This is a genomic window from Paenibacillus sp. HW567, assembly GCF_000374185.1.
Lineage (GTDB): Bacteria > Bacillota > Bacilli > Paenibacillales > Paenibacillaceae > Paenibacillus_AQ.
In genome coordinates this window covers 2,030,904-2,052,392 of sequence record NZ_KB910518.1, presented here as the reverse complement: position 1 = coordinate 2,052,392, position 21,489 = coordinate 2,030,904, and the positions used below count along the sequence as shown (strand labels likewise).

General features: G+C 50.4%; 15 protein-coding genes. 4 read left to right on the top strand and 11 right to left on the bottom strand.

Annotated features, from left to right (window positions below):
* Window positions 1-25: 25 nt before the first annotated feature.
* A complete protein-coding gene (locus tag B212_RS0109155) occupies window positions 26-1,396 on the bottom strand; it encodes a sugar phosphate nucleotidyltransferase (RefSeq protein ID WP_028530709.1) in 1,371 nt (456 codons plus the stop codon).
* Between the two features lie 109 nt (window positions 1,397-1,505).
* Here B212_RS0109155 and B212_RS0109150 point away from each other — a divergent pair, with 109 nt between their 5' ends.
* Window positions 1,506-2,198: a response regulator transcription factor gene (locus B212_RS0109150; RefSeq protein ID WP_019910320.1), complete on the top strand. Its 693-nt coding sequence runs from the start codon at window positions 1,506-1,508 to the stop codon at window positions 2,196-2,198.
* 11 nt (window positions 2,199-2,209) lie between these two features.
* Here the strand turns inward: B212_RS0109150 and B212_RS0109145 are convergent, their stop codons facing one another.
* The 6 genes from B212_RS0109145 to B212_RS0109120 all read right to left on the bottom strand — a co-directional run bounded on the left by B212_RS0109145 (window position 2,210) and on the right by B212_RS0109120 (window position 12,045).
* Window positions 2,210-6,634, bottom strand: coding sequence for a hypothetical protein (locus B212_RS0109145; RefSeq protein WP_019910319.1), 4,425 nt, complete (start codon window positions 6,632-6,634; stop codon window positions 2,210-2,212).
* Between the two features lie 23 nt (window positions 6,635-6,657).
* Window positions 6,658-7,581 carry a glycosyltransferase family 2 protein gene (locus B212_RS31140; protein ID WP_019910318.1) on the bottom strand — a complete coding sequence of 308 codons (924 nt, stop codon included), beginning with the start codon at window positions 7,579-7,581 and terminating at the stop codon, window positions 6,658-6,660.
* Window positions 7,544-8,794 carry a glycosyltransferase family 4 protein gene (locus tag B212_RS0109135; RefSeq protein WP_019910317.1) on the bottom strand — a complete coding sequence of 417 codons (1,251 nt, stop codon included), beginning with the start codon at window positions 8,792-8,794 and terminating at the stop codon, window positions 7,544-7,546. The genes B212_RS31140 and B212_RS0109135 overlap by 38 nt, the downstream gene beginning before the upstream one ends.
* Complete coding sequence (locus tag B212_RS0109130) at window positions 8,775-10,028, bottom strand: lipopolysaccharide biosynthesis protein (protein WP_028530708.1); 1,254 nt, start codon at window positions 10,026-10,028, stop codon at window positions 8,775-8,777. The genes B212_RS0109135 and B212_RS0109130 overlap by 20 nt, the downstream gene beginning before the upstream one ends.
* Window positions 10,029-10,044: 16 nt before the next feature.
* Entirely contained in the window at window positions 10,045-11,178 is a 1,134-nt protein-coding gene (locus B212_RS0109125) for a glycosyltransferase family 2 protein (protein WP_019910315.1), read from the bottom strand.
* 219 nt (window positions 11,179-11,397) lie between these two features.
* Window positions 11,398-12,045 (bottom strand): hypothetical protein, encoded by a 648-nt coding sequence (locus B212_RS0109120; protein WP_019910314.1) that lies wholly within the window; start codon window positions 12,043-12,045, stop codon window positions 11,398-11,400.
* 280 nt (window positions 12,046-12,325) lie between these two features.
* On the opposite strand from B212_RS0109120, the gene B212_RS0109115 reads away from it, so the two are divergent.
* Window positions 12,326-14,902: a glycosyl hydrolase gene (locus B212_RS0109115; protein ID WP_019910313.1), complete on the top strand. Its 2,577-nt coding sequence runs from the start codon at window positions 12,326-12,328 to the stop codon at window positions 14,900-14,902.
* A 72-nt stretch (window positions 14,903-14,974) separates the two neighbouring features.
* Here B212_RS0109115 and B212_RS0109110 read toward each other — a convergent pair whose 3' ends face one another.
* The 3 genes from B212_RS0109110 to B212_RS0109100 form a co-directional block, all read right to left on the bottom strand.
* The gene (locus B212_RS0109110) at window positions 14,975-16,096 is read right to left on the bottom strand and encodes a PTS transporter subunit EIIC (RefSeq protein WP_019910312.1); all 1,122 of its coding nucleotides are present in this window, start codon (window positions 16,094-16,096) and stop codon (window positions 14,975-14,977) included.
* Between the two features lie 214 nt (window positions 16,097-16,310).
* Entirely contained in the window at window positions 16,311-17,867 is a 1,557-nt protein-coding gene (locus tag B212_RS0109105) for an ABC-F family ATP-binding cassette domain-containing protein (protein ID WP_019910311.1), read from the bottom strand.
* Between the two features lie 165 nt (window positions 17,868-18,032).
* Window positions 18,033-18,584, bottom strand: a complete 552-nt coding sequence (locus B212_RS0109100) for a TetR/AcrR family transcriptional regulator (RefSeq protein ID WP_019910309.1) — start codon at window positions 18,582-18,584, stop codon at window positions 18,033-18,035.
* Window positions 18,585-18,735: 151 nt separating this feature from the next.
* Here B212_RS0109100 and B212_RS0109095 point away from each other — a divergent pair, with 151 nt between their 5' ends.
* Both B212_RS0109095 and B212_RS0109090 read left to right on the top strand, forming a co-directional pair.
* Window positions 18,736-19,626 carry an NAD(P)H-binding protein gene (locus B212_RS0109095; RefSeq protein ID WP_019910306.1) on the top strand — a complete coding sequence of 297 codons (891 nt, stop codon included), beginning with the start codon at window positions 18,736-18,738 and terminating at the stop codon, window positions 19,624-19,626.
* Window positions 19,623-20,474, top strand: a complete 852-nt coding sequence (locus B212_RS0109090; protein WP_019910305.1) for an SDR family NAD(P)-dependent oxidoreductase — start codon at window positions 19,623-19,625, stop codon at window positions 20,472-20,474. Before B212_RS0109095 ends, B212_RS0109090 begins: the two co-directional genes overlap by 4 nt.
* Window positions 20,475-20,939: 465 nt before the next feature.
* Here the strand turns inward: B212_RS0109090 and B212_RS31135 are convergent, their stop codons facing one another.
* Window positions 20,940-21,479, bottom strand: coding sequence for an alpha/beta fold hydrolase (locus B212_RS31135; protein ID WP_198015844.1), 540 nt, complete (start codon window positions 21,477-21,479; stop codon window positions 20,940-20,942).
* Between the last annotated feature and the right edge of the window lie 10 nt (window positions 21,480-21,489).

The following is a 21,489-nucleotide window of genomic DNA, read 5'->3' as shown; positions in this document are numbered from 1 at the left end:
CAACTCCCTGCTTCACTATATCTTTTCATCGCATATATGCTTTGGTTTCCATGTCCTCCCTTCCCCAAGGATTGTCATAATGAACAATGTCATGGTCTGAAAGTTCCTTCCCGATTCGCGACTCTATCATTTCCAGTTCACTGTAGGCCAGAATGGAGTGCTTCATGCCCAACTCTACAATAATGACAGAGCCCGCTTCAACCGGGAACGTAACACCGTTTAGGCATGCCTCGCCCGCACCGTCAATAACGGTCCACACCTCTTTGCGCAGGGTATGCTCATGATAGCTGAGAAAACAGCCCGCAGAAATAACAATCCGGTTTGTGACCACGCCGCCTTCATTGGATTGCTTGCGTGACAGCACCGTTTCCCTTCCCCACCACCTTTCTTCAAACCGGGAGGCCATTTCAACTTTTGCGACCATCTCTTTAATGTCCGTTGACGTTTCCCGGTCCGTAACCAGAATGCCGCCAGGACCGGCTGCCACGACGATGTTGGGCACATTCCATATGCTGACAGGGATATCCAGCTCATTGATGATGTGAGAATCCGCAGACAACGGACTCACATATCCGTTCCCGCTCACCTGATTCTCCATCACCTCCGAGAGCGAATTCCAAGTCCCTATATCCTTCCAGTCCCCTTGAAAAGGAACCGCTACGATCTGCTCTGCCCGCTCCACGATCTCTACATCGAAGCTGACACGCGGGAGCCGGCTGTACATGGCCCGCAGCTCTTTATAGTTCACAGGCAGCTTCCGCCTCCGCAGCGCAGAAAGTATGTACTTCAGCCGGAACACGAAGACCCCGCAATTCCATAGAGCCCCCTCTTCAATCAGCTTCTGTGCCTGAGCCGCCGCAGGCTTCTCCACAAAAGAATGAACAAAACAGGCGCCTGTTCTTTCGTAGACTTGCTGCGGAACGATGTAACCGAACTTGGCGGAAGGTGTACCGGGAGCGACTCCCATCAGCACCATATCCGCGTGCAGGCTCTCCAGTACACCGGGGAGTTCACCTAAGGTCTGAAAAAAAGAATCGTCGGTATACCCGTCCACCGGCATAACCCCGACAATCTCCTCCGGATCACAGCCGGCCTCGCTGTATAAATACGCCGCCGCCAAAGCAATGGCCGGAAAGGTATCCCTGCGCTCCGGTTCCTCCACAATCGGAGCATCCTTGCCAATCTGTCCTTGGATAAGCTCACGCTGCCCGCTGCTGGCCGAGAACAGTGACACCTCTGCCAGCCCCGCGTCTGTAATTTGCCGCCATACCCGCTGCAGCATGCTCTCCTGCCTTCCCTCATGCTGCAAGACCGGTAAAAACTGCTTCGGACGATGAGTACTCGATAAAGGCCATAAGCGTTTGCCCGCTCCGCCTGACAATAATATTAGCCGCATACTCCCACTCCTTAATGACAATGACAAATTATTTTATATAATTAACTATAGGTAATATTTTCAATCTATTTCTTCAAAATTCGATATTTATAGAACAGGAGGATTCATGATGAACAACAAAGTACTGCTTATTGATGATGAGAAAAACCTGGCTGACATGATTGCTATTTTCCTTGAAGAGGAAGGATACCAGGTTACAAGCTTCCACCATGCCAAGGAAGCGCTGCAGACGCTCAGCACATTAGAGCCTGATGTTATTATCATTGATCTCATGCTGCCCGAAATGGACGGCAACGCGCTGGTCAGGGCGTTCCAAATGCATTCCTCCACACCCATCCTGATGATTTCAGCCAATACCCAATTGTCGGAGCGGATTCGCGCGCTCAACAACGGAGCCGATGATTTTCTATGCAAGCCCTTCAGCCTGAAAGAGCTGGATGCCAGAATCAAGGCGCTACTGCGCAGGTCCACTGCTGCTGCACAGCTTCCATCCACTCCGTCCGATCCCCCGCAGCAGGACGAGATCGCCGTGAATGAGTATAGACACAGTCTGTTTGTCAGCGGCAAAGAAATCGAGGTAACCAACATTGAATTTGAGATTATGAAGCTGCTGCACAGCTATCCCGGCAAAGTGTTCACGCGCAATGAAATGCTGGACAGGATTAGGGGAAATAATCGCGCTTACTTAGACCGCACCATCGACGTACATATTGCAAGCCTGCGCAAAAAAATTGAAGCCGACCCTAAAAATCCGCGGTTCATAAGAACGGTCTGGGGTGCCGGATATAAGTACGTTTTATGAAGACTGCTTCATTATAAAGACCGCTCCAACTTCCGGTTTTTGAAGAGCGATCTGCTCAGAGGAAGCATGTACATCCCTCCGGCCAGTACACCCACAACCAGCAGCCCAATGCCAAGCCAATAGTGGCGGCGAAGAATGATGACGACTGTCCCGCTTCCGCTCTCACTGGTGATAAAACCCGTTGTCACTCCGTTGACGGCGATGCGGGCCCGCTGCTTGTCCCCGTTCAGTTCAAACTCCCACAACGGATTCGGCGATTCGATTTCATTGATTAGCAGCAGCTTATGCTCCGGGTTATTCAACGTAAAACTGCGGCTCATTGCGTTTTGCCGTTTGAAGTTCATTTTCTCCTCTTGCGGCGGAGTGATGAAGAACGTGGCGGCATCGTTGCCTTCAGCTAGCAAAAATTGATCGAGCATAATCATGCCCTTATACGGGATGACTGAATAGTTTTTCATCCGGAAGCTGCCATCCGCCTTGGCATCCCCCCGTGCCAGAACCTGAAGCTGCATAAATGCAGTTCCTTCCGGTGCTTTGAGGATCTGCTCATAATGGTTCCATTTCTTTTTGTAGCTTTCTTCGATTTCGTCAATAAAAGCCGTTGCAAGGATTTCCGAATTCTTGTTGAGGAACACAGCCTTGAGGTGCCGCTCCGGCGCGTTCTCTGATATCGCATCGAACCTTACCAGATATTCCTCGTTCGCCGCCGCCGGCATTTTGGCAGAAGCATAAGTATACCAGTTCGAAGAAAGGGTTGACGAGTACCGAAGCTCAAGCTGGCCCTCCGACTGCCGCATCTCCGATGTGCCCAGGCTGATCTTGGGATTTCCCTGGGAGGGGGTCTGCCCGGAATCCTCCGTTGCGGCGGCAAGCTTCACTTCCTTCGAATCCAGAAGGTGAAAATCCTTAACCGAGCTTAGCGACGGGACAGCGCTCTTGAACGTGATCGACAAGGTATAGCTGCCTTTGGTCAAATACATGTCTCCGATTTCCTTACGGGTGTAATCTAACAACACCGTGGGCAGCGAAATGAGTTTTTTGGCAAAAATGTCCTGAAGATTGTCGGTTTCAATGACCTTGTCTGTGTCTGAATGTCCGCTTTGGCTTGGACCGCTCCGAATGCTTCTCTTCACAACAGCCCCTGTCGCCTTGTTAGTGAAGGTTACCGTCAGCATCCCGGGATACGCGGCTGGTATATTGGCAAGCAGCGCTGCTGAATAATCTCCAGTTTTCAAAATTTCCACGGATCTGCGCAGTTCTCCGTCCTGGTAGCTAATCCCGCGTCCCATACTCAGCTCCGGGTAAGCCCGCTCGCTCTGCACATTCCCTGAACCGGCAAAGTCGTTCTCAGCTTCCAGAAGCATGAAGAGCTTTCCGCGGTCAACCGCCTGCCTGACGGGAAGAGCCAGTCCCTCGCGTTCTTCCTCAGGAACAATTGCCAGGACGTTAACCGCATTGAAGCCTTTTAAGTTAGTTACAGAGATGTCCACCTCCCCTTTTGGCAGCAAATGCTGTCCCAGATCCACCCATTGAAACTGATTGAGACTGGCATCCTGTGTGGGAACATCCACTGTTCCATCAGGAAACGCTACACGGATGGTTCCTCCCGAGCGATTGACGAACACCCGCGCATACACCTGCGCCAATTGCCGCTTGGCTACGGTCTTATGCATAACGAAGGTATTGGGCTTCTTGTATGCCCCAAGATCAACCAGCTTCATGTCGTGAATCCACCAGTAGCTTTTCTGCTCCGGCCGCTGCTGGGTCAGCAAATCAATCCGCATCCACTTCGTCTCTGGCGGTGTTACAAATTCCCCGTAGAAGCGGGCCCCGTCAAAATTGTTTTCTGTTGTCGGAGCCACCACATAGCTAATGTCTAACTCCTCCATGCTTGCGTTGTAAAAGCGGACCTTGAAATGCAGCTTATTGGTTCCGCGGCCTGAGGCCGTAATCGAAAATTGATAGGGGTTGCTCTCCTTCGTCTCCATCAAGCCCGATTTGGCGACCTGCCAAATGTTGTCCGGCTTCCCCTCCACAATTTCCCCGTGCAACACCGGCAGGGTGTTGTCCAGCCCGCGGGGAGCCGCCTGCACACTGAACAGCTCCGGGTTGTCGGGAGTAAAAAATGCATCCGTCTGCAGCACTTTATTGAAATCGAGAACGGTGCTTCCTGTGATCCGATCCAACATATAGGCGGGAACATCCAGCTTACTCGTTGCGAAGGTCACAGCCGTACCGGCATTCAGATCCATATCAAACGCATAGTTATGAATATTGCGGGAGGCCAGATACCACAGCCAGTCATTGTTGGACAGCAACGTCTTGGACCATTTCAAAAAAGGATTGCCGTCCTCAATGGCGTCGAACGGATACAGGTAATGATCTGCCGGAAGCTGCGACAGCAGCAGATCATTAAAGGAAGCCGCCTCCACATAATCGCCTTCGTTGACGGTCTGCACTAGAGGCAGCGCAGGATTCAGTCCCTGAAAAAGCACACCGTACTTGGAAAATTCAAAGCCGGGCTGGTGGCTGTAGCCTTCCATGCGGCCGAAGCCATACGGAGTAACCACCTTGTGCGGGATAACAGACATGTAGGGCAGCTTGTCCGCCAACTGGTACAGGGTGAAATAGGGGTTGCTATAGGTATTCTTAAGTCCCTGCTGCGCATCCAGCAATTGTACATTGAATGCCTGCCGCATCTCCTGTCCGGTATATTCATGATGGTAGACAAGCTGATTGATGCCGAACGGAACAAACAGCTTCCCCAATTTGGAGCTGAACCCGTTATCCAGCAAATATTGGAGGAAGTTAATATAGTAGGTGATGCTCGGCTCATTGCCTTCATGATGGAACAGCGTATTTGCCGGCGAGGAGTACACCTGGAAATCTCCGGTCGCTTTCTCCATCCAGGTATCTCCCTTGTTCCACACAGGTGTGGCTACGCCATTGCTGCTTTGGACCATATTGTCAGCGACCGGGAAATAGAGCACCTTATCTTCCGGTTGCGTGGAGTCCGGCAGCTTCGCGGCTAATTGGCTGTATTCGTCCGGCACCTTGACCGGTTTATAGTAACCATTGATGAATGTGTCTCGCAGCGGCTGGGCATATACCCACAGGCAGCAGACCACAGCCAGCACTGCTGCCGGTTTGAACACACGCCCGAAGAAAGGGCGTTTGAGCCGATCCAGTGCCTGAAGCAGGCCAAACGACAGCAGCACGCTGAAGTTGACAGCGATGAGGCCGACGATTTTGTTCGGATCACGGAAGATGGAGCCGATCACCGGCGTCTTGGTCACAAGCTGCACGAACAGGCCCGCAAATAAAGGTATGTTCACTCCCGTAGCTATAACGGTGAACAATACCGTCAGCAGCGTAAACATCAGAATCAGGGAATACCGGAGCGAACAGCTTAGCATAGCCCAGCCAATCAGAGCCAGCAGCACACCGCCGCAGATGTAAAAGGACAGCGGTAAGGAGGACAATGGGAACATCGGCCACCAATAGCTGATCATATAAAGAACATTGACGGGACTGCTGTTTCTGCTGAACAGCGTCAGCGTGTCCACCACATTGATGTTGTGCTGGGACACCTGCGCCCCCATCAGGATGCTGCCAAAGTACAGTGACAGCCAGTAAAAGCTGAGCAGTCCGAAAAACAGGCCAAAAATAGCGCCTTTGAGCAAAAAATTCCGGTACAGCGCTCCAAGATCTGCCCGGCCGCTTTTCCTGTGAATCCAGCTCAGTTTGATCAACAGCAAAATGGTGAGCATAGCCAGATAGAGGAGACCATAAAAAAAATAATGAATGGCGGCCGCACTGACGGTAAATACAGCGGCCAGCAGAAACAGATCGACCACATTGGCGCGGTACAATCGGTGGAAATTGTAGTTCGGAATCCGCTGCATTTGAAACTTCGGGTCGAAGGCGTTCAGGAAAAACATCAGCACAAGCGGGAACAGGCTGTACCCGCACAGTAAATATACATGTTGAATACGGAAGATCACCCAAGGGTTCAGGGCATAGAACAACGCGCCCGGGAGCAAGGCGATAATGCGGACAAACGTAAAATGTCTGGAAAAATAGACGCTGACCAGCCGTTTAGTGAAAAGATACATCGAAAGTGCCGATACAAGCAGCACGCAGGTGATGAACGACTTCAGCAGAACCGGGCCACTGTCCCCGCTGGCAAGCGACAGCAGGTAAAAGGGAAGTATATAGAGCAGCCGGGGTGCGTTGAGCAAGGTTGAGGTCGACCATCGTTCGTTCCAGACACCGGCAATTTCCTCCATATAACGCTGTGATGTGCCGCCAAAGTCCAGATCGCTGAACACAATCTGTCCCTTTCCGTAAAGAGGAAGAATATATAACAGCACAAGCACAATGATCGCACCGATGGCAGAAAGATCGTAACGGTATATCCAAATCCTTTGTTTCAAGACAAACGCATCCTTATCTGTTGTTATTCCACATCCGGCTTTCCGTTCCGCTTCCGCTGGTAGCCCTCCCGGCCAATGTAGGAGCGCAGCAGGGCTGCGGCCCCGACAAAGCTCAGGCAGCCGTACATGAAGAACATCCCTGCCGCCAGCAGCGGATGCCGGACATACCGCTTCATGTTAGACCGCGTATACAGTACCGGGCGGAACAAATACCAGCGCTCCAGTGCTTTGCGGAAGCCTCCGCTCTCCGAACGCAGCGTTCGGTCCATCACTGAAAAGTAATAGGCTTTTTTGCGCAGCAGCTCCCGCAGCAGCACTTTTTTCTCATCATGATACACACTTGCGAATGTTGCGCGGCGGATAATCCCTCCTCGCTCAACATAACGCAGCGTGGGTTGAATTTCTTCAAACGAGATTTGCTGCGCTTTGAAGCCGCCGGTGGAGCGATAGGCCTCCATCCGCCAGAACCGCGCCGCCTCGATTGAGCGTTTCCCGAGGATTTCCCCACCGTTGTTAATGACATTTCGTTCAAACACCTTGACTCTGGAGATAAAATTGTCAGCATCGGTATATGCTTCTTCGGGAATGACAAGCGCCCCCACTTCCGGATGAGCCTCGAAATACTCAATGACGCTCTGCACCAGATGATCGTCCATAATCATATCGGAATCAATCACAAGGATATATTCGCTGCCCGCCTGCTCCGCGGCCTCCACCGCTTTCACCCGTGCAATGCCCCGTTCCCCGTGAGGCAGCTCCAGCAGCGAAACCGGGTACGGACAAGCAGAAAGCTTGCCTTTAAGTCTGGCAACTGTATCATCAGTGGAGCCGTCATCTCCAATCACAATGTGCAAGCCGGCGTACTTTTGCCGCATACAGCTCTCCAGACACGCTTCCGCAGATGAAGCATTATTGTACGTGGTGAATATAACCGCTGCTTTCTTCATGCTGCTGCCTCCTCCCGTTCTCCTGTCTCAACTGGTCTATCCACGTACTGAACGCGGCTCCCGTATTGTTGAAATGATAGTGCAGAGAAAACTGGTGCGCCCGGCGGCGTATAGCGGCGTACTCGGCGGTGTTCCCCACCGCCCGCTGCATTTGTGCAGCCAGCCCCAGCACGTCTCCATGAACCGCCAAGTAACCGCATTGGCCGAAATCCGTGGCATCCATCAACCCTGCCGTGTTGCTCACGATGCTCGGTGTGCCTACCGCCGCCGCCTCTGTGACGGTCAGCCCCCAGCCCTCGCGCTGCGAAGGAAAGACGAGCGCATGGGCACGGCTCATCAGCTCCAGCTTCTTGTCCTGCGTCACAAAACCGCAGAAGAGAACGTCCGCCAACTGTGGCCCTTCCCGCTCCCCTTCGGCACTCCCGTCCCATTCCGCGCTCCGCAGGCCATACTGCTGCATAACGGGCAGCAATTCCTTATGTACATACGTTTTGTCAGTCTTCCCGGCAATCCACAATACGGCATCAGGATGGTTTCGTTTAAATTCTCCGAAAGCACGGATTGCCAGAGCGATGCCCTTGTATTTCACAAACCGCCCGACATACAGAAACGTCGGCCGCGGCTCTTTGTCGGGGAACCGGTCCTCGGGCCAGTGCTCAAACTCGATCCCTTCCGGTATAACCTGTACCCGGTCCGGATGGAAGCCCAGGCGCAGCAGATCATTACGGGTGGATGCAGATACCGTAATTGTCCAGTCCCTTCTGGCCAGACGGAGCAATAGCGGCTCCAGCACATACCCGAGCCCCCCAAACGGCAGGCGCAAATTGTGAAACCAGATCTCCCGGGTCAACTGGTGGATAAAGAAGATCCGCTTGGACTCCGGTACCCATAACCGGGTAAAAAACTGATGGGTATTACACTGATTGACGACAAAATCAATCTGCTTACGGTTCCGCCAGTAATAGCGCATCGCATGAATAATCACGCTGAGCCTGTTGCCCGCCCGCAGGTAAGTGACCCCATCTGCTTCCTCCTGCAATCTCGACCCGGCAAAACGCGGAGAGAAATGAATAAAGCGGAACCGGCCCTTGGCCGAGCGTTTCAGCATTTCATGCGTAAACACTTCTGCCCCGCCGCCATTCGGGGAGAACACGTCCCTCCAGGATAGCAGCAGAATGACGGTTTCACCAGAATTAGCGTGCAATGTTCTCATATAAAGCTCTCTCCTTTATTCGTCTGAATCCAATAACAGCATCAGTAATAAAACCGGCCGCAAACAGCCCGTATATGACAACCTGCGCCAGCAGCAGCTCATCCGGCGTACGGTGCCAGAGGCCAAACGACAGCACCAGCGCCGCCGCACCTGCCGCCATCCACAGCATAAAGCGCCTGCGCCCCGTCAGCACATGCACGTGCACAAAGAACAGGACTACCGAAAATAACCAATATACCGCGCCGCCGAGCGGAAGATAACGCGCCGCCTCCACATAGGCGGGACCGAACAGCAGCGGCAGGGAAAGCGGGAACAGCCAGGCGGCCCCGGCATAGACCATACCCGCGCAGACAGCCATAAACCCTCCAAACCAGAGCAGAATTGTCCGCAAGGCCGGCAAATTCCCGGCTTGAGCACCAATCTTGGGGATAAGTACAGCGATGACGCTAAAGGATACGAAATAGACGAGCTGGCTGTATTTTAATGCAATCGCATAAATACCAGCGTCCTCTGCCGCATAATGCTGCACAGCCAGCATGTCAACCGAAGTGAAGAACAGGACGAACACATTCATAAGAAGTGTATTTCCCCACTCCCGGCTGAGAGGCTTCCACGGACGGTCATGCTTCAGAGCAGCTTGTCCCTGTCCGCCCCGCAGGCTTCCCCACTCCATCACCAACCCGTGGGCAAGGGAGAGCAGCATACCAGCGCCAAGTGCAAGCATGAGCTGCCACAGTTGCAGCCCATGCGGGACAAAACTGAAAAAGACAGCCAGCTTGCCCGCCGCCTCAAGGTAAAAATTGATGTTAAGCGCCTGCAGCCGCTCCTTCCCCTGCATGATCCCCCGGAACAAGCTGACTATAATGTGCAGCGATACGACAGCATACAGGAGGAACAATGGCCCGCGGCCCACTGCAAGCGCATGGCCGAGCAGCGGATGTAAGACCGCCAGCGCTACAAACGTACCAGCCGCAAGCAGCGCCGTCAGAGACGGAAGAAAGGCTCCCCCCGGTAAGCCGGCACCCGGTTTATTTTGTGAAACGAGCTTGGCAGCCATCAGTTGTACGGACAAGCCGAGCACGGACAGCAGCGCGAACAAAGCCAGCAGTGCGTTGGCCTGCCCGTATTGTTGTTCTGTCAAATACCAGCTTGCACTAATATGAAAGAAGAAATTGAACCCGTTCAGCAGCACATTAAAGAACGGAAAGACGAGCACCCGCCATTGTCGCAGCATCCCTGACATTCCCGGCCTACCTGATTCGCCGGTCAAGCCGCCAGATGTTCACAAGAGAGCGCACAAAGCCGAACGAGTCTCTCCAGACATCAATATGCGAACCGTCGCGGTCAATGCAGGCAACAGGAAGCTGGAACACGCGGAGCTTGAGCTTTTTGGCGATAAACATCATTTCCAGATCGACAGCCAAACCGAGTTTTTCTTTTAAATGGGGAAATAGTTGCCTTACAGCCACCGCACTGATCACCTTCAGCCCGGTCTGCGAGTCAACAACCCCTTCCGGTAAAAAGGGCTTGGACACAAGCCGCTTGCCCAGACTCATCCAAAACCGCAACAGCGGGCGGTTTACAGCCGAGTTGTCTTTGGTGCCGATAATGATGTCATAATAGCCCAGCTTGACAATATTGATCATCCGGGCAATATCCTCGATAAAAAAAGAATCGTCTGCGTCCACAAACACGTAATAATCCGCTTCAATCGCGCGCATGCCTTCAAGATATGTACCGGCTTTATGGGTATTCCTCCCCAATTTCCGGGTGTTCATCAGCGGAATGACATTTCCGTGAATCCGGTTGTCAGTCAGACTTGTCTGCTGCTCCATCCCCTCCAGCAGATCTGCAGTCCCGTCCTCGCTGCCGTCGTCGATTAAGTAAATGGACCCTTCAACCACATGCAGCCGGATATACGTTTGCAGACGTTCACAAAATCGGCGCACATGCTTAAAGCGCTGTTCCTCGTTATACACAGATAGAATAAAAGCGATATGCGGCGTTTCCAGAGGATACTCCGGGTAAAGGAGCCTTTTGATTTCCGCCAGCAGCCTGTCCCTGGAATTCTCCTTCCAATGCAGCAGACTGGTCCTGCCCACTCCCCGGATGCGGATGAGGTGGCTGTCATTCATGACAGCCCGCATATCGGTAATGACGAGCAGGGGAAGCTGCGGCAGCGTAACACGGATGAAATTGGAGGCCGCAATGGCCTGTTCGGGCTGAGCATAATCGACAATACCGCAAAGTACAGAAGAAAAAAGCTCTTCTGTGTAGGGCTCCTCCATAAAAACAATGGATTGGAATTGAAATATTTCTGCAAAATCAATGTTCCTTGACCTGTCTGTAAAAATAACAATATCTCCCACAATAGTTTCCTCCATATTTTTCTACCTTCATTATGCAAATCAAGTCTTAAAAATGTTTGCGCGAAAGTATAAAAGAGTTATGAAGTTTTTTGTGCTTTTTTAACAATTTGCGTGCCCTTTGTGTTTTTTTCACGTTTATACTACAAAAAAGGCTCCCGGCAGAATAACTTCTGCTTGGAACCTTTTGACACATTCGCCAACCGCACTACTTACTCGGCTCCCCCTCAAGGGGGCTTATAAAATAAATATAATAGCGGTCATCATATATGAATACCGGATATTCTTTTTTAACAATATGTATACCAGCCCGTATAGAATGGACATGAAGAAAGCATAGACACCGGTTTGACCTCCCTGGAGCAGAATATGGATGAGCCCCCAGGTGAGTGCAAGAAAGATCCCTCCATACGGCAGCCCGCCTTTTTTAATGAGCGTGTCACCAATTTTTTGTCCAAAAGCAATCGTTAGCAGAATCAAGGCCGCTTCAAACAAGTAATAGATATTCTGAAAAATGAATCTAACGATACCCTTGTATTCTTCAACTGGTTTAAAGCCTCCCCATACAATGGTGGTCGCTGCAATTGCTATAACAGAAATCAGAGCCGCAAGGAACCATCCTTTAGAGTCAGGAGCTTCGTTTAACTTCATAATATCAAAAGAGTATTTCTTCCTTGAAAGCCTTATCAAAAATAGTGCCATACTTCCCCACAAAATGCATGTAAGCACCCAGTGTATACAATGATGGATGAGGGTATACTCTGAGCTTTCAACACCGAGTATAGAAGGCAATAGCATCGACAGTACAACCTCAAGACCGAATCCTGCAAAAGCATATAAACCTAATGCAAGATAATCGCTTGCTCCAACTTTCTTCTCTCCCATAGGCTGAATCCTCCAACCAACATAGATTTGTTATTCATTGCAGAATACTCCAAGGATAGTAGATACAAGAATTCTTCTTCCGTTGTAGATGCTTCGACACCCGCTTTTTAGACTCCTTCTTTCCAGCTCCCACCAATATACAAAAAACGAAGCACAGAATTTTTAGACACCATATATTTACATAATTTGATACATATGCTATGTTAACTATGAAAGCGCCATCATGATTCGATAGATTGATAAGTTATTCATCAAATTTCATATCGAAAGGAAGATGAACATGAAAAAATTGCTCCAAAAGGCAAGCGCAATGATGCTTTCATTTTCTCTGCTGCTCGGATTAGTGATCACAGCCCCCGCTCATGCAGACACTGCACTGTTCACGATTGAGAGCGAAAACGCTCAGCTCACCTCCGATCTTCAAGTGGTGACTCAAATTTACGGACAACCTAAGCCCGGATACTCCGGGAGCGGATTTGTCTGGATGCAGAATTCCGGCACAATAACCTTCAAAGTGACTGTCCCGGAAACCGGCATGTATACGATCTCCACCCGGTATATGCAAGAGCTCAGTGCTGACGGCAGACTTCAATATTTATCCGTTAACGGCACTAACAGGGGTTCGTATATGCTGCCTTACACGACCAAGTGGTCAAATTTCGATTTTGGCTATCAAAAGCTGAACCAGGGAAGCAATACCATCGAGCTGAAGGCCGGTTGGGGATTCGCTTATTTTGACAGCTTTACTGTGGATCATGCCGCTCTAGATCCCTTGATTGTCCAGCCTGTCCTCACTGATTCTCAAGCCACCCCGGAAACTCAGGCTTTGATGAATTATTTAACGCAGGTATACGGCAACCATATTCTCTCCGGCCAACAGGAAATTTACGGCGGCGGAAATGACGGCAATTCAGAACTGGAGTTTGATTGGATTCACAATTTAACCGGAAAATATCCGGCAATCCGCGGCTTCGATCTTATGAACTATAATCCGCTCTACGGCTGGGAGGACAACACAACCGCCCGGATGATAGATTGGGTAAAAAACCGGAAAGGGATCGCAACAACTTCCTGGCACATTAATGTGCCCCGGAATTTCACCACCTATCAGCTCGGGCAATCTGTGGATTGGAAGAACGCTACCTACAAGCCGACAGAGACCAATTTCAATACAGCGAATGCGGTGGTTCCCGGTACGAAAGAATATCAATACGTAATGTTGGCTATTAAAGATATGGCAGAACAACTGCAGATTCTGCAGAATAACAATGTGCCGGTAATTTTCCGTCCCTATCATGAGGCAGAAGGCAACGGCGGATTGAAAGGGGAAGGCGCGTGGTTCTGGTGGGCTTCGGCAGGCGCGGAGGTGTACAAGAAGCTATGGGATCAGCTCTATACCGAGCTTACGAAGACGTACGGCTTGCACAATTTGATCTGGACCTATAACAGCTACGTGTACAGCACTTCTCCTGCATGGTATCCCGGCAGCGATAAGGTCGATATTGTCGGCTACGATAAATACAATACGATCTACAACCGCAATGACGGATTGTCCGGCGTACCCAATGAGGATGCCATTACGCCAATATTCTATAAGCTTGTTGATTTAACCGGCGGCAAGAAAATGGTAGCCATGACGGAGAACGACACCGTTCCAAGCGTACAGAATTTGACCGAGGAAAAAGCGGGCTGGCTCTATTTCCTGCCTTGGTATGGCGAGCATCTTATGAGTAACGCTTTTAATTATCCGGCTACCTTGAAAACGCTGTATCAGAGTAATTACGTAATCACGCTGGATGAGCTGCCCGATTTAACCGTTACAAACCCCACCCCAAGCGCGTCCATCACACCTGCAAACGTTGAGTTTGACAAGTATGCGCCGAATCAAAGCGACAAGAGTGTAACCATCAATGCTAACGGCAATACGTTAACCGCTCTCCGGGCAGGCACCAGTACATTGATAGTAAATCAGGATTATACCTTGAGCGGAAGTACGCTGCTGCTGACAAAATCATTCCTGGCCGGGCTGCCGGTTGGCGAGCATTCGATCGTCTTTGATTTTAATAAAGGACAAGATCCCGTATTAAAAGTCAAAATTGTCGATTCAACTCCGGGTGCAGCAATTTCGCCTGTGAATGCGGCATTTGATAAAGCGGCGAATCTGCAGCAGGATATTTCCGTATCCCTTGTCTTAAACGGGCACCAGCTTGCAAGCATAAGTAATGGAAATTATACTCTTGTATCGGGCCAGGATTATACGGTATCCGGCACGGCTGCCGTTCTGAAGAAATCCTATCTCTCCACGCTGCCGCTGGGCCAGAATGCGATAACCTTTCATTTCAGCGGAGGAAATAATGCTGCTCTAGCAATAAATGTGGCGGACAGCAGTGTTCATGTACCTGCGGGAAATTTGACGGTCCAAGCCTTTAACGGCAACACAAGTGCCTCCACCAACGGAATTTCACCCAAATTCAAAATCGTCAACTCCGGAAATACAGCGATTCAGCTAAGTGATGTCAAGCTCCGTTATTATTATACGATTGACGGGGACAACGCACAGAGCTTCTGGTCCGACTGGGCCAGTATCGGAAGTGCAAATGTAACCAGCACATTCGTAAAACTGGCGTCTCCGGTTGCCGGGGCCGATTATTATCTGGAAGTCGGCTTTACGAGCTCCGCTGGAGCGCTTAATCCCGGCCAGAGCGCAGAAATTCAAGCACGTTTCTCCAAAAACAACTGGTCCAATTACAACCAGGCAGACGATTACTCGTTCAAGGCATCCGGCAGTCAGTTCGCTAACAATGAACAGGTTACCGGGTATATGAACGGGCAGCTTGTATGGGGGATTGAGCCGTAAGGGGTACAAGGTTGGAGCAGGGGTTCCCCTGCTCCAACCTTTTTTGATTCAACGCCTTCACACTTCTTCCCCTTACTCTGCGCTTGCCTCCACTCCAGGTCCAGGCTCCAGACGCATGAGCAGTGTCGCAATCAGAGCGATCAGGAAGCTAGTCGTGCAAGCGATCAGGAAGCCGCCGAACCCCTCTCCCAGGTAAGCGGGCAAGGTCGCCAGTCCCGCAAAAGCGAAAGAGATCGCGGACGAGCCGAACATCCCGGCCATTCCCCCGCCGATGGCTCCGGCGCAGCAGACGGCGATCATCGGCTTGCGCAAGGGCAGGTTCACCCCGAACATCGCGGGCTCGGTGACTCCGAACAGGGCCGAAATGGAGGCGGACAAGCTCAAGGTTTTGAACTTCTTATCTTTAGCTTTGATGAATACCGCAAGCGCTGCTCCCGCCTGTGCGAAAGAGGCCGGGCCCATTAGAGCCAAGAGGGTATCCGAACCATTCAGCGTGATGTTGTTGATCGCCAGCGGCACCAGACTCCAGTGCAAACCGAAGATGACCATCGGCTGAATAATTGCGCCTATTACCATGCCCGCTCCTACAGAGCTAAGATTATACACAAAGCGGTAACCTTGAGCGAGCGCATCCCCGGCAAGTGTGCCCAGCGGCCCGAACACCAGCAGCGTCACAGACGATACTACGATAATTGAGATCAACGGTGTAAAGAATTCACGAATAATCTCGGGCAACACTTTGATGCAGATTCGTTCGACATAGACCAGCAAGCCTACTGCGAGAATGATTGGAATAGCACTCGCCGGATAGTTGACGGAAGTAATGCCCATGCCGAGATATCGGATTGTCACATGTTCTGCAAATAGATTGGTCAGACTCGGGTACAAGAGCACCCCGGCGATCACAACGGCGGTAAATGGATTAGCCTTGAATTTCCGGGCGGCTGTATACGCCAGAAGAACAGGAAGATAGTAGAACAGACTGTCCGCCATCGCGTTCAGCACAGTATACGTGCCTTCCGTTTTACTGATCAGCCCCAGTGCCGCCGCGCCGGCCAATAACCCTTTCATAATGCCCGCCGCACTCAGAATATTGACAATGGGGAGGAAAATTCCGGAGATGCCGTCAATAATGATATTGACCGCGCTCCTTTTGGACTGCTTCACAGACGTTACCTGATTATGTATTTCCATACGCTCACCCTGTATCCTTCACTTTATATCTGGCCGCACTTGATTTCGGCCTATCTTTCGACGTCTACTATAGCATAGCGGCCAGCGGGCGGGGCACCCCAACAATTAGTGCATTTCATGCGGAGCGGCAAGAAAAATGACCCGTAAGAGGGTCGCTTTTCTCAAAGCTTCCAGCTTACGGGTCACCGTGCAGACCAGCATTATTGCGGGCCAATTAGAATACTTTTGTCGTCCACGATTCGCAATTCCACGTTTCCGTCACAATATCGCGGTAAAATTCAGGTTCATGGGAAATCAGCAAAATGCTGCCCTTATACGCTTTGAGCGCGCGCTGCAATTCGTCCTTTGCATCCACATCGAGATGGTTCGTCGGTTCATCCAGTACGAGCAGATTTGTCTCGCGGTTGATCAGCTTGCACAAGCGGACCTTGGCTTTCTCTCCCCCGCTTAAGACCGCGACCTTGCTCTCGATATGCTGTGTGGTCAGACCGCATTTTGCAAGTGCCGCCCGGATTTCAAACTGGGTATAGGACGGGAACTCGGTCCAAATCTCTTCAATACAGGTATTGTAGTTCGTTCCCTTGATTTCCTGCTCGAAATAGCCGATTTCCAGCAGGTCACCGAGTCTGGCCGAACCGGAAATGGCAGGGATTTGGCCGAGAATGCTGCGCAGCAGCGTCGTTTTCCCGATCCCGTTCGCGCCGACGAGAGCGATCTTCTGCCCACGTTCCATTTGCAGGTCCAGAGGTCTCGACAACGGTGAATCGTAGCCGATCACGAGGTCCTTGGTTTCGAAGATCAGCTTGCCGGACGTGCGCGCATCCTTGAAGTTGAACTGCGGCTTCGGTTTTTCCCTCGCGAGCTCGATAACGTCCATCTTGTCCAGCTTCTTCTGCCGGGACATCGCCATATTCCGCGTAGCCACGCTGGCCTTGTTCCGGGCAACGAAGTCCTTAAGATCCGCGATTTCCTGCTGCTGGCGTTTAAAGGCAGACTCAAGCTGCAGCTTCTTCGCCTCGTACACCTGCTGGAAATAGTCGTAATCCCCCACATAACGCGTCAGCGACTGATTCTCCATATGGTAGATCAGGTTGATGACGCTGTTCAGGAACGGAATGTCATGCGAGATCAGAATGAAGGCATTTTCGTATTCCTGCAAATACCGTCTCAGCCATACGATGTGCTGCTCGTCAAGATAGTTCGTAGGCTCGTCAAGCAGCAGAATGTCCGGCTTCTCCAGCAGCAGCTTAGCCAGCAGCACCTTGGTCCGCTGTCCGCCGCTGAGATCATGAACATCCTTGTCCAGACCGATGTCCGTCAGTCCCAGCCCGCGGGCGGTTTCGTCGATTTTGGCGTCGATCATATAAAAATCCTGGCTGGTCAGTGTGTCCTGAATCGTTCCGACATCCTCAAGAAGCTGCTCCAGTTCCTCAGGAGACACGTCGCCCATTTTGCCATACATGTCGTTCATCTCTTGTTCCATATCGAACAGATATTGAAAGGCCCCGCGCAGAACATCGCGAATGGATAACCCTTTCGTCAGCACCGCGTGCTGGTCCAGATAACCGGCCCGCATGCGTTTCGCCCATTCGACCTTACCTTCGTCCGGCTGGAGCTTGCCTGTGATAATGTTCATGAAGGTAGACTTCCCTTCACCGTTGGCGCCGATCAGACCAATATGCTCGCCCTTCAAAAGGCGGAAGGATACATCGCTGAATATCGCCCGGTCTCCAAACCCGTGACTCAGCCGTTCTACATTTAATATGCTCATGAATTTAACACCTTTTCCTTTTTTACAGTATACTCGTCATATTATAAAGGCTAACGCGCCACAACTCCAGATGGGTTGTAAAAAAACACTGTTTTTCTATTGAAAATGCCCATAAATGTCGTGAACGTGAACCTTACCCTAAATGACGACGAAATTATTCGTATTTCAATCCACGCAACAAAACGAGTTCTCATACAACTCATACACAATCAGCAGTTGCTCCGCAAAGCTTTTGTCAGCGCTTTTAATCCATTTATTAAATGCCATGTGAAAAATTTCAACCGCAAATCGCGCGGCCAGCTCCGACAGATCGCTATCAGATGTGGCAGATAAGGAGTTAGTGACAGACGCAATGAGCACCTGCCCCTTCAACAGCTCCCGTTCCTGCAGATCAGGGTTGCTTAGAATTATTTGATTCCGCGCCAGCACTCTCTCCCGCGAGCCATCGAAAAACCCGGAAATCGAAACAAAGCCTTCAACCGCAAGCTTCAGCGGTTTTTTCCCAACGTCAAAATTGTCCGTGATAAAAGCCGCTACCTCCCGCCCCAGCTCATTGTTCGTGTCAAAAAGCACGTCCGACTTATCCTTGAACTGCCGGAAAAAGGTTCGCTCCGTCACACCCGCAAGACTCGCAATCTCCTGCACAGTCGTGTTTTCATAGCCTTTTTCCATAAATAATTTGGTGGCTGCCGCCTGTAATTTTTCTTTACTTTTCATTTATTATCATTCCTATTTATGTTATTTATGGAATAAAATCATAAAGGTCAGTTTCTGACATTTTTTCTTGACAATAAAAAACCAGCGGGTATACAATGTTCTCAAATGTCAGTTTGTGACACTATTTTATCAAAAAGAAGGAGAATGCACAATGAAAATCACCCTACTCGGCTCACTTGGCAATATTAATCGTTACTACCTTCCACGCCTCATCGCTGACGGACACGACGTCACGGTCATCACAAGCTCTAGTGATCGTATCGCCGATATCGAAGCGCTCGGGGCCAAAGCAGCAGTCGGCTCCAACCGGGACGTCGACTTTCTTACCCAGGCTTTCACAGGCAGCGACGTTGTTTATCTCATGATTTCAGGTATCAATCCAGCCTCCGGCATCGACATGTGGCAGAGCGCAATCGAACTCTCTGAAAATTATAAGACCGCCGTCCAAAATTCAGGTGTGAAAAACGTAGTCAACCTCAGCTCAGTCGGCGCCGACAACCCTAACGCCGGCATCCTGTACATCTATCATATTGCAGAAGACGCGCTTAACTCGCTTGAAGGCGTGAACGTTGCCCATATTCGTCCTGTCGGCTTTTACAGCAATCTCTTTGCCGACATGCAGAGCCTCAAAACAATGCAAACCGTCTTTAGTCCAGTTTCGGCTAATATCGCGCACGGTTGGGTCAGCCCCGTTGATATTGCCGACGTTGCTTACGCCCTGATTGATCACACCCCAGCGGGCAAAAGCGCGAAATTCGTCGTCAGCGACTGGGCCACAGGCAACGACTGGCTTAAGGCTCTTGCCGAGAATGGGATCGGGGCCAAATACCAGCAGATCCCTTTCGAAGCCCTCGTTGAACATATGATACAAGCAGGCTTCCACGAAGACACCGCTAACCGCTTCGCCCAAATGAGCCGTGCCGGTGAGCGCCCCGATGAATTTTACGCCAGTCTCCGCGCCTCCGACTACCACCAAGGCAAAGTTAAGCTCGTAGACTTCGCCAAAGTTTTTGCTGTCGCATACAGGGAGGAGAGCCGATGAACGAAACACGTACGGCTATTGAAAACAGGGTGTTTTTAATTTCAGGGGGAACCTCCGGAGTAGGAAAAGCCATCGCAACGGGACTAGCCAATCTCGGCGCCAAGGTCGTAATCATCAGCAGAAGTGCGGAGCGCGGGCAAGCTGCATTAAAGGATATTTCGGAAGCCACAGGCAACAGCAAGGGAGATTGGGTGGCGGCGGACCTTTCCCTGCAGTCATCAGTCCGGGAAGTCAGCGACGTGTTCAAGCGGAAGTACGATCAATTGCATGTGCTTATTAATGCTTGTGGTGCAGTCTATTTCAAGAAGGAATTGACGTCTGAGGGGATTGATCGTACGTTCGCGGTCAATGTGCTTAGCCATTATCTGCTGACTAACCGGCTGCTCGACATCCTCCAGGAGAGCGGACCTGCACGCGTCATCACAGTGTCGGGTAACCCCAGATTTTTCAAGCATCCCGTCATTAACTTCGATGATATTCAAATGGAGCACCAGTACAGCATGATGCGTGCCGCCAACCAGTCTCTGTTCGCCAGGACGTTATTTGCTTTCGAATTGGCACAACGTCTGGCAGGAACGGGAGTGACCTCCAACGCATTTTATCCGGGGTTTGTGAAATCCAATCTCGCGAGGAACGCGCCTTGGTATTTGAGGGCCGCTGCACCTCTCATGAACGCACTAGTCAAAGCAGAATGCGAAATCGGGGTTTATCTGGCATCTGCAAAAGAAATAGAGCGCACAAACGGCGTGTTCTTCGATGATAAGAAGCAGATTGTACCGCTTCACACCAAATTTGATGATGGAGCGGGCAACAAACTGTGGACCTTGTGCGAAGGGCTGACAAGTTAATATCCAAGCCGCTTGTCTAGCAATTGAAATTGCTTTGTCAAGAACGGAGTGATATCGAGAAAGGCCATCCCACAAAGGATGGCCTTTCAACTGAGCTTTAATTCACTCACTTTAATGCATAGTGATTTAACCTGATCTGCTATAGTGTTTGGTTTACTGGATCGGGTTGTTTTTCTGTTGCTCTGAGTACTTCAACTATCGAATCAATAACAATCTGCGGGTTCTCGATGTGTATGTTATGCCCGCCTCTCTCTTATTATTCTCTTTGTTTCTTCTGAAGTCCCAGGATAAAATTCGTTAATGATTCCAGACTTTAAAACTATTAATGGAATATCTTTTACTCTCAAGTCCCTCACTTTACTATATCCTTTCTGAACATTTGAGAACTCGTTATATGTAGTGGCAATAGACTTTTTTTGAAAAGAAATTTTCCATAAAAGGTCCTGAGTGTGCTGCGAAAAGGGTCTAATGGTTTTTGCGACCAGGAAATATTTTTAAAACTGACATTATCTTTAGTATGCCAATTTTGGATAGTACATTTAACAACCAAAAGTATTTAACCGCAAATAGTTGATCTTTAATATGTTCCTCCGGGAAGCGCGCAGTCATTTCATCTTCATGCATGGAATCAACAAGGATTATTCCTGCCACAAGCTCAGGGTATTTTTGGGCAAACCTTCTTACATTTAGACCGCCATACGAATGACCAACAAGAATATAAGGTCCCTCGTTGCCTTCTTTTTGTAGTAGCTTATATAGCTCTGATATACATCGCTCATTGGTCCGTGGAAACGGTCCTATTTCACTCCATCCATAACCTGCACGGTCATACACGATTACTTTCGTAATCTTGGCAATTTCAGGAGCAACAAGGGACCATAACAAGGCAGATGAACCACAGCCATGCTCAAAAACTACGGGAAGATACCGCTCATTTCCCCCTTCGCTTATGCAAAATAACTCATGATTTCCGACGTTTATATATCTTCCATTATCAGTTTGCACGTTCTCATCC

What these genes read in the sequence shown, in the direction of transcription:
- B212_RS0109120 (WP_019910314.1), bottom strand. Translation starts at nt 12,045, where the DNA reads ATGGGAGAGAAGAAAGTTGGAGCAAGCGATTATCTTGCATTAGGTTTA.
- B212_RS0109115 (WP_019910313.1), top strand. Translation starts at nt 12,326, where the DNA reads ATGAAAAAATTGCTCCAAAAGGCAAGCGCAATGATGCTTTCATTTTCT.
- B212_RS0109155 (WP_028530709.1), bottom strand. Translation starts at nt 1,396, where the DNA reads ATGCGGCTAATATTATTGTCAGGCGGAGCGGGCAAACGCTTATGGCCT.
- B212_RS0109150 (WP_019910320.1), top strand. Translation starts at nt 1,506, where the DNA reads ATGAACAACAAAGTACTGCTTATTGATGATGAGAAAAACCTGGCTGAC.
- B212_RS0109130 (WP_028530708.1), bottom strand. Translation starts at nt 10,028, where the DNA reads ATGCTGCGACAATGGCGGGTGCTCGTCTTTCCGTTCTTTAATGTGCTG.
- B212_RS0109110 (WP_019910312.1), bottom strand. Translation starts at nt 16,096, where the DNA reads ATGGAAATACATAATCAGGTAACGTCTGTGAAGCAGTCCAAAAGGAGC.
- B212_RS31140 (WP_019910318.1), bottom strand. Translation starts at nt 7,581, where the DNA reads ATGAAGAAAGCAGCGGTTATATTCACCACGTACAATAATGCTTCATCT.
- B212_RS0109105 (WP_019910311.1), bottom strand. Translation starts at nt 17,867, where the DNA reads ATGAGCATATTAAATGTAGAACGGCTGAGTCACGGGTTTGGAGACCGG.
- B212_RS0109135 (WP_019910317.1), bottom strand. Translation starts at nt 8,794, where the DNA reads ATGAGAACATTGCACGCTAATTCTGGTGAAACCGTCATTCTGCTGCTA.
- B212_RS0109090 (WP_019910305.1), top strand. Translation starts at nt 19,623, where the DNA reads ATGAACGAAACACGTACGGCTATTGAAAACAGGGTGTTTTTAATTTCA.
- B212_RS0109125 (WP_019910315.1), bottom strand. Translation starts at nt 11,178, where the DNA reads ATGGAGGAAACTATTGTGGGAGATATTGTTATTTTTACAGACAGGTCA.
- B212_RS0109100 (WP_019910309.1), bottom strand. Translation starts at nt 18,584, where the DNA reads ATGAAAAGTAAAGAAAAATTACAGGCGGCAGCCACCAAATTATTTATG.
- B212_RS0109095 (WP_019910306.1), top strand. Translation starts at nt 18,736, where the DNA reads ATGAAAATCACCCTACTCGGCTCACTTGGCAATATTAATCGTTACTAC.